This is a genomic window from Metabacillus niabensis, assembly GCF_020524345.1.
GTDB classification, from domain to species: domain Bacteria; phylum Bacillota; class Bacilli; order Bacillales; family Bacillaceae; genus Metabacillus; species Metabacillus niabensis_B.
Window position 1 is genome coordinate 16627 of record NZ_JAIVLH010000018.1, and the last position, 17519, is coordinate 34145.

General features: G+C 37.3%; 11 protein-coding genes. All 11 read right to left on the reverse strand.

The window, feature by feature from the left end:
- Positions 1–5: 5 nt before the first annotated feature.
- The 11 genes from uxaC to LC095_RS18750 all read right to left on the reverse strand — a co-directional run bounded on the left by uxaC (position 6) and on the right by LC095_RS18750 (position 17343).
- The gene (gene uxaC, locus LC095_RS18700; RefSeq protein WP_413467520.1) at positions 6–1415 is read right to left on the reverse strand and encodes a glucuronate isomerase; all 1410 of its coding nucleotides are present in this window, start codon (positions 1413–1415) and stop codon (positions 6–8) included.
- 348 nt (positions 1416–1763) lie between these two features.
- Positions 1764–4247, reverse strand: coding sequence for a rhamnogalacturonan lyase (locus LC095_RS18705; protein WP_226529677.1), 2484 nt, complete (start codon positions 4245–4247; stop codon positions 1764–1766).
- Between the two features lie 391 nt (positions 4248–4638).
- The gene (locus LC095_RS18710; protein ID WP_319005821.1) at positions 4639–7863 is read right to left on the reverse strand and encodes a hypothetical protein; all 3225 of its coding nucleotides are present in this window, start codon (positions 7861–7863) and stop codon (positions 4639–4641) included.
- Between the two features lie 271 nt (positions 7864–8134).
- Complete coding sequence (locus LC095_RS18715; protein ID WP_226529601.1) at positions 8135–10177, reverse strand: beta-galactosidase; 2043 nt, start codon at positions 10175–10177, stop codon at positions 8135–8137.
- A gap of 47 nt (positions 10178–10224) precedes the next feature.
- Positions 10225–10917, reverse strand: coding sequence for a rhamnogalacturonan acetylesterase (locus tag LC095_RS18720; RefSeq protein WP_226529602.1), 693 nt, complete (start codon positions 10915–10917; stop codon positions 10225–10227).
- 27 nt (positions 10918–10944) lie between these two features.
- Positions 10945–11979: a glycoside hydrolase family 88 protein gene (locus tag LC095_RS18725; protein WP_226529603.1), complete on the reverse strand. Its 1035-nt coding sequence runs from the start codon at positions 11977–11979 to the stop codon at positions 10945–10947.
- Between the two features lie 17 nt (positions 11980–11996).
- The gene (locus LC095_RS18730; protein WP_226529604.1) at positions 11997–13289 is read right to left on the reverse strand and encodes an ABC transporter substrate-binding protein; all 1293 of its coding nucleotides are present in this window, start codon (positions 13287–13289) and stop codon (positions 11997–11999) included.
- 164 nt (positions 13290–13453) lie between these two features.
- Positions 13454–14092 (reverse strand): YesL family protein, encoded by a 639-nt coding sequence (locus LC095_RS18735; RefSeq protein ID WP_226529605.1) that lies wholly within the window; start codon positions 14090–14092, stop codon positions 13454–13456.
- A gap of 66 nt (positions 14093–14158) precedes the next feature.
- Positions 14159–15001, reverse strand: a complete 843-nt coding sequence (locus LC095_RS18740) for a carbohydrate ABC transporter permease (RefSeq protein WP_078435357.1) — start codon at positions 14999–15001, stop codon at positions 14159–14161.
- Between the two features lie 47 nt (positions 15002–15048).
- Complete coding sequence (locus tag LC095_RS18745; protein WP_078434845.1) at positions 15049–15948, reverse strand: carbohydrate ABC transporter permease; 900 nt, start codon at positions 15946–15948, stop codon at positions 15049–15051.
- An 87-nt stretch (positions 15949–16035) separates the two neighbouring features.
- Complete coding sequence (locus LC095_RS18750) at positions 16036–17343, reverse strand: ABC transporter substrate-binding protein (RefSeq protein ID WP_226529606.1); 1308 nt, start codon at positions 17341–17343, stop codon at positions 16036–16038.
- Positions 17344–17519 lie beyond the last annotated feature (176 nt).

Below are 17519 nucleotides of genomic sequence, written 5' to 3' on the forward strand. Positions count from 1 at the left end.
AGACTTTACCCTCGTACCATCAGTTCCTCAAACTGAAAGTATTCTTTTGCATTATGATAGGAAATTCCTTGAACAATTTGACGAAGTAACTCCTGATCATGTGGTACTTCTCCACTTTCTACCCATTCTCCGATTAACATACAAACAAGTCGCCTAAAATATTCATGTCTTGTATAAGATAAAAAGCTTCTTGAATCTGTTAACATACCAATAAACTGACTGAAAAGCCCTACATTGGCAAGCGCCTTCATTTGATCAAGCATTCCTTCCTTATGATCATTAAACCACCATGCTGTACCAAATTGGATTTTCCCTTTAATTCCTCCGCCTTGGAAGCTTCCGATAATACTAGCAAGCACTTGATTATCTCTAGGGTTCAAAGAATATAGAATGGTTTTAGGCAGTGCATCTTCCTTATCTAGTGCATCAAGCAGCTGAACTAACGGCTTAGCAATAAGATCGTCATTCATACAGTCAAAGCCTGTATCAGGACCTAATTTCTCTAGCATTCGGGTGTTATTATTTCGGAGGGCATTTATATGTAATTGCATAGCCCAACCTAAGCTTGCATATTTTTTCCCAATGAAAACAAGTGTATATGATTTATATTTCATTTCTTCCTCTATTGTTACTTTTTCTCCTGATAGAGCCTTTGTAAAAATAGCCTCAACTTCTTCTTTATCAGCATTCATAAACATTGCTGTATCAATCGCGTGGTCTGAAACTCTGCCGCCAAGTGAATGGAAGAACTCTATTCTCTCTTCCAAGGCCGTTAAAAATTCATTATAATTCGTAATCTCTTTACCTGTTACTTCTGACAGCTTACTTACCCAGTCACAATAGCTATCACGATTTATTTCCAATCCTTTGTCAGGACGGAAGCTTGGTAAAACCTGAACATTGAAGTTCTCATCGTCTCTTAGCTTTTGATGATATTCCAGGGTATCAGTCGGATCATCTGTTGTACAAATGACTTCAACATCTGATTTTTTTATTAATTCTCTAACGGAAAAATCTTTCTTATTTAATTGTTCATTTACTTTTTCCCATATCATTGGAGCTGTTTTTTCATTTAATATTTCATAAATACCAAAGAAACGTTGAAGTTCTAAATGTGTCCAATTATATAGCGGGTTTCCAATTGTCATAGGTACTGTTTTTGCCCAAGCCAGAAATTTATCATAGTCACTTGCTTGACCAGTAACATATTCCTCTTCAATTCCATTTGCTCTCATTGCTCTCCATTTATAGTGGTCACCATATAGCCATGCTTCTGTTATGTTCGCAAACTTTTTATCTTCATAAATTTCCTGTGGACTAAGATGACAGTGATAGTCAATAATTGGCAAGTCTTTTGCATATTGATGGTATAGTTCAATTGCTACATCATTTGATAATAAAAAATTTTCTCCCATAAACGTACTCAATTGCTTCAGCCCCTTTGGATCATTTTTGAAAACGTAAACATTATCTTCTATACTAAATAATGAACCTATTAAAACGTATAGTATTCACAAAAATGCACACGTTAACATTTTACTTCATTATAAATCATGCAGGAAAATACTTCAATATTTTCCTGCATGACTATTTGCCTCTTTTTTTATTTATCCATTGTCGCCTTCATCCACTTGACCACAGCTCTTGGGAATGTATCAACTTTTGGTCGTAATCTATCAACTTTCGTGTAAAATCTATCATTTGACAAATTTCAATCCTATCAAAAAGGTCAAAGTACTAAATTTAATACTTTGACCCACATTTTATTTTAGATTTTCGATTAATGTTTCTGCCTGATTGATTAAAATATACTTAGCTTTATCAGAGACATTCTTCTTTGAGTTTTTGGCATTTAACTCTTTGATAAACTTTTCTAAGAATGAAATGCCTTTCTTATTTGAACCTTTGTCAATATGATGCTGAGCCTGCACTAACGAACTTTCCAGCTTGCGTACAAGTGAACCACTGACCTCACCTTTTTCAACATACATATCCAGTGTATTTTTTAGTGCAATTACTTCACCAGGCATATATAATTCAGGAGTTGGCACTTTACTCCAATCTGTATCTGAAGCAAAATAGTAACTTGTATATGATGGCTGATTATAGCCTACATTTTGCCATGCAATCCCTGTTCGATATTGTGCATCATGCATTAATGTGTAAAGTTTCCGATCTGTAACCTCAGAGCTTAAATAAATACGGATAGCTTCACTGTCCTCTGTTCGGACAAGCAATTCTTCTCTCCAATCACCGAAGATATCGGCAACTAAAGACGGATTCCCTTTTGTATGGTTATTTGTTCTAGTATTCTCAGCTGTTAGTACAGTTCCTTTTTTCCAATCTTCTATTGTAGGTGTTGCATCAATTGCTCCGTTGACAATTTGAGTGGTCATATCAGTCGACCATTTAATATTCATATTTGTTCCTGGACCGGATGTATTGATTTTTGTTCCATTTGCTGTCCAAAGACCAACAGCCCAAGTTTCCAGTCCCTTGTGGTCAGGGTCAACATCACCTACCATGCCTCGACCAGTATCTTTTCCTGTATACCCGCCATAAATTACTTCACCTGTCGCAGCATCACGAAGTGCATACCCATAAGGAGCATATGCGCCTCCTTCATGAACCATAAAGATTTCCAGCCCTTCCCTATCCGGATCAATGTCAGCAACATGTAAGGCATCACCATGTCCTAAACCTGCTATTACACCTGGAGTTGCACTTTCCGGTGGCATTACATCACTAGAGCTGTATAATAACGAACCATCATGGTCAATTGTAGCAGATCCGTATATAATTTCCTGCTTGCCATCACCATCCACATCTGCTGTACTTAATGAATGTGCACCCTGAGTTGTAAGAGTTCCATACTCCTCACTCGTACCTAATCTTCCATGTGGTCCGTCATTGAACGGATTTGTCATTGGGGTCCAACCACTGTCAACATCCCACTGTTCTCTTAAATGCTTTCCATCCCAGGTATAAGCAACCATTGTAGCTCTTGTATAATAGCCTCTTGAAAAAATAGCCGAAGGTTTTTGACCATCCAAATATGCGACACCAGCTAAAAAGCGGTCCACTCGATTGCCAGGTTCGATTCTGGACATTGCGTAATCTCCCCACATCAATCCATCATCATGGCGCTCATACTTATAACGTATTGTTTCAAGTTCTTTTCCTGTTTCACCTTCAAAAACAGTTAAATATTCAGGACCTTTTACAATAAATCCTTCAAAATCTCTTAGGTCGTTACGTGAACTTCTGCTCGGAGCATATTCATCAATGAAATAATCAGCCAATGCTTCTGCATCCTCTGTTGATAGCGGATAATCATACTGTTTCTCTATTCCAAAGGATTCTTCAAGTGTTGCCGGCCAATTTCCTTTTACAACTTCTTCATGATTATGCCAGTTTTTAAACATATCAACTACATGGTTATAATAATCTTCGCTGCTCATCCGGTAGTCATCTTGATTACTATAACCTGCTTTTTTGTCCTCTTTTAGCATGGTAATATATTTTTCGGACGTTACTTGTCCATTTTTATCATAGTTCATAACCTTTGTTCCTGGAGCTGTCTTAAACATTAATTCACTTTTTCCGTCACCATCAAAGTCATATACTAAAAATTGTGTATAATGAGCACCGGAGCGTATATTTACTCCAAGATCAATTCTGTAAAGCAGTGTGCCATCAAAAGTGTAACAGTCGATATACGTATTTCCTGTGTATCCTTTTTGTGAGACATCTTTTGAGTTGGAAGGGTCCCATTTGACAAAAAATTCGTATTGTCCGTCACCATCTACATCACCGACACTCATATCATTGGCTCTATAAGAATATGCTTCACCACTAGGAGTGACCCCGTCAGCCGGCTTTTTTAGTTTCAAATCATAATATGTATCTTTCCAAGGTGATGCTTCACTGCTTTGGTCCACTTCTTTTCCTTCTTTAATAGCGGAAACATAGTACTTTGATGTTTCTGTCCCATTTTGATCTAAGAAGTTTGTGCTATCTTTAACTGTCCCAATCTTTTTACCGTCACGGTAAACATGGAAATTCACACCGGTTAATCCTGAATCAGAATATCCCGATACTTCGTTTGCGAGTAGCCTCCAGCTTAAAAAGACTCCTTCCGATGTACTTGCTGCTACTAGACCTCTGTCAAGATATTCTAGTTGAACTGCATTTCCGTGATCCGCTTTTGGCGGAGATGCTATGGCACTACTCTGGTAACCTGACATTAATAGTGGAGCTGCGATTGATAAGGATAATAGTTTTTTTGTTAATGAATGTTTTTTCAAGCTTCTTTCATCACCTTTCGCATTTTTATTCGGCAAAGAAAAAGTGTACTGCGAGTATGATAGTCGGTCATCAATTGCTTTAGGTAACTTTTTCTCCTTATTACTCTATAAAAAAGACTAATTAGAAAGCTCAGTACCTCCTTTTTCAGATTAGTATCACACTCGTTTGTAAGCCTTTTCAAAAAAATAGAAACTAATGCCCATTATAAGGAGTGAGTTGGTTAATGAACATATAAAAAACCGTTAATTTCCTCAGAAAATCAGTGTTATTATAATTTATAAAAAGTAAGAGAGATAATGTTTATCATTATCCCTCTCCAATTCTCTTATTTTACTTAACTGTCAATTTATCACTGCCAGTAAATGTTAGACCTGATTCAAGATAACCTGTTATGGATACTTCTATCTCACCTTTTATGTTATCCAGAGCCGCTATGATTTCTTGACGATCCACCTTGATCGTTGCCTTTTTACCATTTCCATTTACTTGGCCGAATATTGTTTTCCCATTTACATGTAGTTTGACTGCTTTAATGTTTTCTTTATTCTTTGAAGGAAGGTCGACTTTTATTGTAACGGAGTTTTTCCCCCCTTTGCTTTTTACATTAAGAACATCAGGGTTACTTTGAACATCTACCTGTTCTACTTTCCCGGTATGAATAGACGGGAATGGTGCTGTGTCCATATCATGTCCTAAAAAGTAACTAGGATGTGGAGGTTGATTGTATCCAACGTTCTGCCACGCGATCGCAACCCTGTATTGTGAATCGTGCATGAGAGTAGGTATTCTATGATTTGTTACAGCTGTTGTAGTATAAACACGTAATGCACTGCTGTCGTTTAATCTCCAAATTGCTTCCTCTCTCCAATCTCCTAAAAGATCTGTTTGAAGAGCAGGAGTTCCTTTTGTCCAGTTATTAGACGTGACTTCATTATCTGTTATAAGATTGTCCAGGCTATTTGTTTCCGGATTCCATTTATCAATTTTGGCAGCACCCAGACCATATATTGGACTGCCCTCTGTTTCATCAAAATCATGGTCTAATAATTCACGAAGTAAGTCTCCATCCCACCATATTGCAAAGTTTGATGTCGGGATGTTTGTACTAATTATTTCGCCTTTTGCTGTATACATCCCACCTGTTCGATCATTCCAGGCTCCGCCGATCGCCCAAGCTTCTGCACCAGGATAGCGAGGGTCCACGTCAGCTGATACACCCCTACCTGTATCTTTTCCTGTTTTTACACCCCAGATGATTTCACCTGTCTCTCCATCACGGAATGATAACCCATAAGGTGAACTTGAATTTTCATGTACTCCGAAAATCTCAAGTCCGGGTCTTGTTGGATCTAAGTCACTGACATGCTGTGCATCACCATGTCCCCAGCCTGTTGTATGAAGACCGGTTCCGTCGTGATCGATTGCAGCAGCACCGTAGATAATTTCATCCTTACCATCAAAGTCAACGTCAGCAATACTCATACTATGATTACCTTGTCCTCTGTAATCTTCATTTCCGGAAGTATTGCTATCAAAATTCCATAGTTTTGTCAGCTCACCGTTTTTAAAGTTATAGGCAGTTAACACAGCTCTTGTGTAATAACCACGTGCCATAATTATGCTAGGTGTTTTTCCATCTAAATACGCAACTCCGGCAAGAAAACGATCAACTCGGTTCCCGTACCCATCTCCCCAATCATTCACATTTCCTCTTGGTGGGTCATAGTCAGTTGTTGTCAATGCCTTTCCAGTTTCTCCATCAAAAACGGTTAAAAATTCAGGACCACTTAAGACATAACCACCCGAATTTCGATAATCTGCATTAGGATCTCCAATGACAGTACCTTTCCCATCTTTTGTTCCATCAGCAGTTTTCATAACAACCTCAGATTTGCCATTTCCGTCAAAATCATATACCAGGAACTGAGTATAATGAGCACCGGCACGAATGTTTTTGCCTAAGTCTAATCTCCATAAACGGGTACCATCCAATTTATACGCATCAATAAAAACGTTTCCTGTAAATCCGGCTTTTGAATTATCTTTTGAATTTGAAGGATCCCATTTTAAGACGATTTCATATTCCCCATCACCATCAAGATCACCAATGCTTGCATCATTGGCACTATATGTGTATTTAACACCATCAGGGGTTGTACCGCCTTCTGGCTTTTGAAGAGGAATGTCAAAGTATTGATTGCTTAAAACCTTAGCTTTGTCCGCTGTTGTATGTTCTTTATCATTTACAACTTCACGGACTTCATATGTTGATTTAACTGTTCCTTTTGAATCCACAAAATTTGTACTTGTTGTAATTGGCTTATGATTCACTTTCTTTCCATCACGATAAAGGTTAAAGGCCGTGTCCTCAGAATCAGTGCCTAGCAGGCGCCAGCTAACAAACACCCCTTCATCTACCTTTACAGCAACTAGATCACGACCCAACTGTTCTATTTGCCGAACCATGGTATTTGCTATTGGTGTTTTAAGTGGTTTGGATCGTTCAGAAAATCCTACTGCATTTACTGCACTAATTTTATAATAATAGTTTGTTGTCGTAGTAACAGAATCACTATATATCGGTTTCGTTGAAGTCCCTACCATGGAATATGTACCATCCTCTGATTTTGAACGATAGATATAGTACATTACTGCATCATTTATTGGTTTCCAACTCATTTCAATTGAATCTTTACTTGCCTTTGAGAGAGCAAGCTGAGAAGGTGCACTCGGAGCATCGGTCTTTTCATCATATACTCCAACTGTGATACCTTCGCTTGAGGTTGATTCAATATCAGCTTCATTCATTTGTGTAACGGTATATGTGTATGTATATCCCAGCTGTGCAGTCGAATCGATAAATTCTTCTTTTTCTGTCGTTCCAATTTTTGTTGTAGATTGTTCTCCTTCCAGCTTGCGGTATACATTATAGCTTTTTGCTCCATCAACTGTAGCCCATTTCAACGTAACACTTGATTCAGCTCCCAGCTCCTTATTCGTCACCTCCAATCCCTCAGGTGTGACCATTGAGATAATCTCTAAGGAATTAATTCGTCCGTTATCACCGATAGCAATATTCAGTTGACCGTCATCTACAGAAGTATTTGCACGAAGTTCTTCATAACTGGCTGCGCTAGATGAAATAGAGCCGTATGATTTTCCCTCAATTGAGAAACTAGTCCGATTAGAAGCAATCTGATCCCCTGATTTAATTCTAACTGCATAGTCCCCATTCGGAACATCTACTTTAAATTCATGACCAGCTGCAAGCACGAAATCCCTTAATAAAGCATCAGGATCACCTCGATCACGAAACCCAACTTCCGCGCTGAACCCATACCCTTTTTCTGAACTATAAACAAGTGTATTAGCTACTTGGTTATATCCTTCGGCAACTGGACTTGTTGCTGATCCAAAATCAAATTTCAAGTTTTTTGTTACTTTATCTTCAGCAGTAGCCGTTGGTGTCGCTAATGGTGCCAGTCCACTGAACAATGATGTTATCAACACTGTAGTAGTTAAGACTGAAAACTTTTTAGTAAAACCTTTCTTCACTAACATTACCTCCCATATAGTAATCCCCTAATGCCGTTTCCTGTTTATTTCAACTTTATCCTTTCAAACTCACCTCCGGGCCCTTAAATGTAACCCCTTACATTTAAGGCAATTAAAATAGAAATCTTTTTCATTTTAAAATAGGAAAGCGTAGATTAACATATAGATAACAGGTTTTAACGTATAAATAACAGTGACATTCACATAAAAAATCCCGAAACGAAGTGTCTACTCAACCTTCGTTTCGGGATTTTATCGTTTTTATAATTAGTTATTGTTGAACACTGTCAACTAATTGATTTTTTCCTAATTCCTTCTCATCTTTGTTCAATGGAAACACGATCACTTTGTACTGAAACGGCCCAACTTCATACTGTCCTTTAGCTAGTTCTTCTCCTGTTAAACGATCTGTTCCACCATCCGGTATGGAAACAGTTCCTCCATTTCCATCCATATTCACAATTACCCAAATGATTTCACCCTCACGGATACGTGGAGCCACAATTGTTCCTCTAGATACATCTGTTTTTAGTTGTACATCCGCTTCTTTTGCGTAATGATCAATACATTTCTTTAGTAAAAGATCACCTGACTCTCCTGATGGAAGTGAACCAAGCATGACAATTTTCCCCTTGCCGACTTTATGTTCAGTCATAAATGCAGCTCCATCTGAGTTGCCCCCCGTAATCGTGCCCACTGCTTTTCCGGCAGTTGGTTGAAAAACAGAGCTCCATAAGCTTAATGATGCTTTAACTCCCATAAACTCACCAAATGAATCTGTTCCCTCCATTGGATACGTATAAAGAGTTTCAACTCCAGCAAGTTGCTCTAATTTTCCTAAGGCTGCATCTGTATGAATTGTATGGTTTTCTGTTCTTCCTCCTGTAAGCGGACCAACAATCCAAACTCCTCCTTCTTCAACAAATTTAGTTGCTTGTTGAAGATAATCATGAGATAGGTAATGGACGAAAGGTGTAAATAATAATTTGTATCCTTCTAATTTCGCACCCTCAGGTATCAAATCACGGTGATATCCAGTTGACAGAACTCTTTCGTAAAATGGGATGAGTAGAGAACGATAATCTAAATCTCTATGTGGTTCTGTTTTTAGAAATGCTCTGGCTCGATCTGAATACGTTATCGCTATCTCAGCTTGTGCGGGCCTCGTCGTTGTTATAACTTGTTCAAGCTCTTTCCTGGCAGCTTCAACTTCTTTAACATTTTCAAAACCGACAGTTGGTTTTCCCCATGCACTAATGAGAGATCCATGAGGCTGTTCACATCCTGTACGTTGCTGTCTCCACAACCAATAACAAAATGCTTCTCCACCTAACGCATATGACGCGACAGCCTCTGCTTTTAAATAGCCGTTTGAATGAGGGGCTGCATAACTCTCAAGTGATGCACTATGAGATGGACTTGTTTCCATAACCCAATAATCCTTGCCTGATTTAAAATTTCTCCATAAATCACAATTAAATAAATAAGAAGCAAAATTACTTCGTTCAGCATACGTATCAAATGAAGCAAAATCAAGATGTTTGTATAACCTTTCGTTATCAACATGAAAAAAAGTTGTGCTATTATGCGTTATTGGAGCTTGGGAATATTGACGGACTATCGCTGCCTGTTCATCTGAAAATTCGGCGATTTTTTCATATGAGAAAAGCTGATACATTGTTTTCAACGCTGAATTATGAAGAAATGGCGTTGCGATTGGTTGTGGAATCTGGTCAAAAGAATGATAATATTGACTCCAAATATGAGTACCCCACGCTTCATTTAATGCATCAATTGTTTCATACCTCTCTTCCAGCCATTTATGCCACAATGATTTACATGTTTCACACATACATTCACTTACATGGCATTTAAACTCATTATCAAGTTGCCAGCCAATAACACCTGGTAAATGACCAACTGCTTTCGCTATTTCCTCGGTAATGATTGCAGCTCTTTTTCTAAAATACGTATTATTTGTACATATATGCTGCCTTGATCCATGACTCATTACCTGCCCATTTTCATTAACATGCAATCTTTCAGGATGTTTATGTGTTAACCAAATCGGTGGAGTAGGTGTTGGTGTACACATGACCGTTTCAATTCCATGATCGAGTAGTTTTTCAATCATATTCACAAAAAAACTTGGATCAATTACCCCTTCTTCTTTTTCCATAGTAGACCAGGCAAATTCCCCCATTCGCACAACATTTATACCTGCTTCTACCATTAATTTTATATCTTCTTCAATTGTTTCCTCATTCCATAATTCAGGGTAATACGCGGCTCCATGATATAGCTTCTTCGTCATAAGAAATCTCCTTTACTCTTAATATAAAAAACCACGAAATAACGTGGTTAACTTTTCAAAAACTTCTTTTCACATATATACTTTTCGATCGGTAATCGAAGATCTCTTATCCCTTCAATAACTAATCTCCCTACCTCTTTTGCTCCATGTTCACTAAAATGAGTATTATCAATAATGCCATCCGGATAATTCGGCTGTTCATTTGGAGCAAAGATTGTAAAGAGCTTTTTAGATCCTTCCACACCAAGTTCTTCATATAACTTCCTTGTCTTGGACCATAAGTCTATGAGTGGAACATCAAGCTTTTCAGCAAGTTCCATCATTGCCTCCGGGTATTCACCTAATGTATTTTCCAGGATACCATCTTCATTAAATTTCCTTCGATGAACAGGAGTAATTAATATTGGATATGCCCCTTTCGCACGAGCACCTGTAATATATTCCGTTAAATTTGATTGAAAAGTTGTATAAGGTTCAGTTCCATATGATTTCTGATCATTATGACCAAACTGAATAAATAGGAAATCATCCGGTTGAATTTCGTTCATAATGGCTTCAAGTCTACCTTCTTCGATAAAGCTGTTTGAGCTTCTTCCTCCCATTGCTTTATTAATAATCAATATATTTTCTTGGAAAAATTCATGAAAGGTTTGGCCCCATCCTGCCATCGGTGCCTCATGGCTCGGGCAATTTGCTACTGTTGAATCTCCTGCCAAATAGATCGTATACGATTTCTCCATATTCACACCTCCAATCAATCTTGGAAACTAATTAAATACATGTCTGTTACTTTTTAATAATTCAGCTAAGAACACAAGAGTTAAACCTTGTCCCCATCCCTGGATACGCTTATAAGGAACCTCTTTATAACCATCAGCATCGTTCATGACAGCTGTTCCCGCTGAAACCTTAGATACTTTTCCATCTTCTTCGATTTCATTGACAATACCTTGAATTGATTTTTGGATGTATTTATTATATAAAGATCCTCTTTTAAGGAGCGCAGCTGCAATAGCAGATGAGCCGGAAATCTCATCATATGAGGTTGGATCATCAACAATCGTATGCCAAAGTCCATTTTCTCCTTGAAGTCGTACTAAAGCACTTAGCTGATCACGCAAAGAACAATCAATGATCATGTAAGAAGGGTCCTGTACTTCAATTAATTCAAGAGCTTTCGCCATTGTTAACGCAGCCCAACCATTTCCTCGCGCCCAATAAATGGAAGACATATGATTTTTGGCGATATTATCCCAGCCGTGATAATATAGATTTGTCACAGGATCCTGCAAAAAATTCTCATGACCATGATATTGCTTTAACCCATCTCTGAAATAGTCCTCACGATCTAATAGTTTTCCGACTCTTAACAAGAATAGTCCTGCCATCATCATTGTATCTACCCATGCCTGCTCAGGGAATACATCCTTCACAGAGTTAACTGTATGCTGAAAAATGCCGTCTGCAAATCGCGGGGCATCATTTTGAAGATAATCAGCCATTTCTTTAATAACAGTTAAATATTTTTCATCTTCTGTTACGTTATAAAGAGTAATCAGCGCGTGTCCAATTGATACTCCATTAATGGAGAGCTTTGGTAAACCATCCTCCAGCCATTCATCCACCCACGCTTTTAATAGATCGATATACTCCTGTTTTTCTGTTGCTTCATAAGCAGCAGCTACCCCATAAAAGGCCACTCCGCCCGGCCAATCCCAGTTAAAATCCATCTCGAAAGTTCGCTTTACTACTTTATCTATCATTTCTCCAATTTCATTTTCATCAAACTGCAATTTTGGCATGTGATCCATCCTCCAATTCATCCTTTTTGTAGAATTTCATTTGCTTGTTCTCTGAATTTTTTTGCTCCTTCTTCAGGAGTTATTTTTTTATACATAATTTCATCTGATATATTTTTTAAGACTTCAATCACCTGTGAACTTCCTGTCGGATCTGGCGGGTACATTTCATTTGTAAGACTTATGGCTTTCTCAACATATTCGACGATTTTTAATTCTTCTCCAGAAAGCATAGGCTTAACTTCTTCCGATATCTTAGATGAAACAGGGACACCTCGTTCACCCTTCATTAATTTATTTGCTTCCACATTATTTACAAAAAAATCAATGAATTTAGCCGCTTCTTCTTTATATTTAGAACTTTTCGGAATGGATAAAAGCATGCTTGGCTTTAAAAAAAGCGCCTTATTTTCGTAATGCTCCGGTGGTAAATTTAGTGTCAATGGAGCTTCTGTTAATTGATCAAAGCTTGCATATTGATTAGAATAATTCCAAGTAATTGCTGACTTTCCATTAACAATTAAATCATCTTCCATTCCTCTAACAGCTGCTGCTACTTCATTTGGGGTAGGAAATGCTCCACCCTCTACAAGCCTTAACTGCATGTGAAAATAATCTACAAATAATTGATCATCTTTATATGCAAGTCCTGTCCCTTCTTTGTTGTAAAACTGCTCACCTTTTGTTCTAAGATAGTAAGGAAAGAAGATATCTGGTGGATGCATTCCATTTGAGCCATAGACATTTGCATATTTTTTAATATCCAAAGCCATTTGCTCCATATCGTCCCAAGTCCAAGTATCATCATGTATTTTCACACCAGCTTTATCTAACAACTGTTCGTTAGATATAACAGAAAGAACATTAATTCCTACTGTAAAACCGTAAAGTTCCTTTCCAATTTTCCCACTGTTCACAACACTTTGCCGAATAGAGGAAGTATCAATGGTATTGTTTTCAATAAATGGTGTTAAATCTTCAAGTAATCCTTTTTCACCGTATTGCGATAAAAAAGCAATATCCATCTGGATAACATCAGGAAGTTGATTCCCTGCTGCCATTGGCGCCAGGTTTTTCCAATAATCATCCCAATTTGCGAAAACAGGTTCCACATTAATTGTTGGGTTTTCTTTCTCAAAAAGCTCAATGATTTTGGTCGTGTACTCATGTCTGGGGTGTCCTCCCCACCAAGCAACCTTGATCGTAATTGGTTCTTTATCATTGACACTTTCATCTTGGTCTTGATTAGACTGACATGAGGTTAGAGACAATGATACAAATATGGCAATACATAAAAGAAAAAGCTTTTTCATAGTAAATCATCCTTTGTAAATGCTTACATATATAGTTATAGTTTAGTAGGAATTGATATGATTTTTAATGAAAAATACAGACTGATATGATGAAAAAACAGTGATATCTTCAACATTTCAATTGTAAGCATTTACACCTGATCTATCTACTTAAATCTTTTTCTTTATTGATGAACAGTCACAGATTCATGTTTTTTGTTTACTTTGTTAAACACATTCATTGCCGGTTTAGACATAACTAAAGCTAAAACATTTCCACTGCAAACGATCATAAGTGGTGGAGCAAACGATAGTAAAATAACTAACCCTAAGCTACTAATCAACATTATAAGTGTTTTAAATGGATTCATAATCATCACAAAAAATGAGTTTTTTAGTATATCCAGTGTTTTCATGTTGAAGTGAACATACATTGGAAACACATAAAGCAACGTACAAATAAAAATGAGGGAAATGATTAAAAAAGGAACGTTCAACAAGTTTTGAACCATTGTAGAAGCTTGTTTTAAAAATAGGAAATCAATAAATAAAATGATCCCAATTAGCGATATAACAGCTCCGAACATATTACTTTTCACAAACTCGCTTTTATATGAGCTCCAAAACACAGAAAACACCGATGCCTCAAAATCTCCCATTGCCCATCTTCTCACGACAGCATACATGGCAACTGTTGCAGGATAAAACCCCAGGACAATGAAACCAAGTAAGGAAAAACCGATCCACAGTATATTTAATAATGCTAACCGTGAAATCCATTCCAGTATGTTGTTTACACCACTCATAAATCCATGTGTTTCCATAGCTCTGCCCCATTCCTTTTTTAATAATTTCTTTAAAAAGCAAGATGAAGGGTTAGCTATTAAAGCTTAACCCTTTAATCCACTTGTACTAATTCCTTCTACAACATGTCGTTGGAATAAGAAGAAGATAACAAATACAGGGATTAGTGTAACAATTGACATCGCAAACATTGCTCCCCAGTTAGAAACAGTTTCATTACTTAAGAACATATTTAACGCCATTGATACTGTATATTTATCAGGACTATTTAAATAAAGAACTGGTCCCAGCAAGTTATCCCATGTCCAATAGAACGAGAAGATAGACACTGTTGCTAAAGCAGGTCTAATTAATGGCAAAATAATTTTATAAAAAATCTTAAATGTTCCACATCCATCAATTGTTGCTGCTTCGTCTAATTCTCTTGGTATTGTTCGAATAAATTGAACAAGAAGGAAGATGAAAAACGGGTGACCAAAGTAAGCTGGGACTGCAATTGGTTTTATCGAGTCTAGCCAACCTAATTTTGAAAAGATAATGTACTGAGGTATCATAACAACCTCATACGGCAACATAAGTGTTACCATCATAAGAGCAAACCAAAAGCTTTTTCCAAAGAAGCTTAATCTTGCAAATCCAAACGCTATCACAGCTGAGGAAATGACTTGACCTATCATCGTAATGATAACAAGAACTACCGTGTTTTTAATAAACACTCCAAACGAATTCCCGCCAATCCCTTCCCAGCCTTGAGCGAAATTCGAAAGAATAAACGGATCAGGAATAAGTGATTGCGCAGTCACAAAGATCGTATCACTTGGCTTAAAGGAACTCATTAGCAACCATATTACAGGGTACAGCATAAGGATAGCAAAGCCGCCAACAAGAATGTGATAAATCCACCACTTCGGCTTCTTTGCTTTAGGCATTTCAAAGCGTTTTGAAGCCGTATTGATTTCTGTATTTGTTTGCATCCTTATTTCGCTCCTTCCGATTCATAGTGAACCCAAAACTTCGATGTAGCAAAGATAATCGCTGTTAGAATCCCGACAATAATAAGCATGATCCATGCCATCGCTGACGCATAGCCCATATTAAAGAATTCAAATCCTTGAATGAATAGATATAGTGAGTAAAGAAGTGTTCCATCTAAAGGACCACCAGTACCCTTCGAAATAATGAAGGCTGGAACAAATGTCATAAATGCTGCAATGGTTTGCATAATTGTATTAAATAAAATAACTGGGCTTAACATAGGAAGTGTGATTTTCGTGAACTTTTGCCAAAAATTCGCTCCGTCAACACTTGCCGCTTCATAATAAGTCATTGGAATACCTTTTAATCCGGCTAAGAAAATTAGCATCGATGAACCAAATTGCCATACAGATAAACAGATTAGCATCCAAAGTGCTGCTGTTGGGTCACCAAACCAGCGAACATCCGGAATACTAAAGAATGCCAGCAACAGGTTGATAATTCCCTCATCACCGAAAATATTACGCCACATGATGGCAACAGCAACACTTCCTCCTATTAAAGAAGGCAAATAAAATAGAGTACGGTATAACCCTACAGCTCTTGAAGCTGTGTTAAGTACCATGGCGATTAATAAAGCAAATCCTAAACGTAATGGGACTCCGGCAAAAACATAGATAAGGGTAACTTTAAGAGATTGCCAGTACCTTGGATCTTCAGTAAACATTTTTTTATAGTTTTCAAGACCAATCCATGTTGGAGAAGCGAATAGGTTATATTGTGTGAATGAAAAGTATAATGAGGCGACAATTGGGATAAACGTAAACGCTAGAAACCCGATGATAAAGGGACTAATAAATGCGTAGCCTGTCATATTTTGTTTAAGGGCGCGTGCACTCATACGATCAATTCCTTTCTCCCAAATAGTGATGATATTTTAAAGTCTAGTAGCTGATCCATTAATGACCAGCTACTAGTGTTTTAATCACTATTTATTTTGAGATAATATGCTTTCTGCTTGTTGTCTAAATTGTTTTGCAGCATCTTCGACCTTCATTTGGCCATAATTCATTTGTTCAGATAAGCTATCTAAAAGCTCAATAACTTGACCTGCACCGATCGGATCCGGACCATCAAATTCAGAACTGTTTTGTTCAGCCCATTCAACACTATCAAATACTTGAACTTGTTCCGGTGTTAACACAGGCTTCAGTTCTTCCTTAATGACAGAAGAGCCTGGGATTCCGCGATCTCCTAAATTTAATTTATTTGCTTCTACATTATTCACGAAGAAATCAATAAACTTCGCTGCTTCCTCTTTTTGTTTTGAATTTTCGGCAACAGACCAGAACATACTAGGCTTTAAATATAATCCATCACTTGTGTTTGGCCCAGGCATGTTGTGAATTTTCAACGGACGATTAGCTACCTGCTGAATACCAACAAATTGGTTAGACCATTGCCAAATTCCAATTGCTTCTTCCTTCACAACAGGATCATCTTCCAGACCCTTTAATTGAGCAAGGTAATCAGGTGTTGGAACAGCACCATCTTTTACTAATTGAGATGTCATATTAAAGAAATCAATAAACATTTGATCATCTTCGTATCCTAAAGCAGTACCATCCTTACTATATAAAGACTTTCCTTGTGTTCTTAAGTAGTAGTTAAAGAAAACATCTGCTTTCATCCCTGTGTCCATAAAGAGACCGGCATCTTTTGCTTTTGCAGCAATTTCCTTATAATCATCCCATGTCCAATCTTCAGCTAACGAATCAACACCGATTTTCTTTAAAAGTGCTTCATCATAATGAAGACCAACAACGTTTACTCCTAAGTTAAAGCCGTATAACTTATCACCAATTTTTCCACCGTTAATATAATTTTCAGTGTAATTTGTTGTATCAATTTGATTTCCAACATATGGAGTTAAATCAGCTAATTGACCATTTTCTGCATACTGTGAAAAATAGGAAAGGTCCATTTGAATAATATCAGGAAGCTGTTGTGCAGAAGCCTGTGGTGCTAACTTCTTCCAGTAATCATCCCAGCTAGCATATTCAGCTTGAATCTTTACACCTGGATTTTCTTTTTCATACATTTCAATTATTTTTAATGTGTAATCATGACGTGGCTCAGATCCCCACCATGCAATACGAAGTTTAATTTCTTCATCTCCGCTTCCCCCACCTGAATCTGAAGTAGATTCTCCTGAAGAAGTATTACTTCCTCCACTACAGGCTGCCAAAGAAAATACCATAACAACTGCTAATAACCAAAACAACCATTTCTTCATTTCTCTTCCCCCTCTTTTTTACTGTTACCGCTTACACCCCCTATTTTATTAGGTTTATAGGTCTTTTGAAATGCAAAAATCAGATAACTCTGTTCAAAAAACAGTGAATTCTGACAACTATTTTTAAACAACCTGGACTTACTATCTATTACAGGTACTATCTCCTACAAATAAAG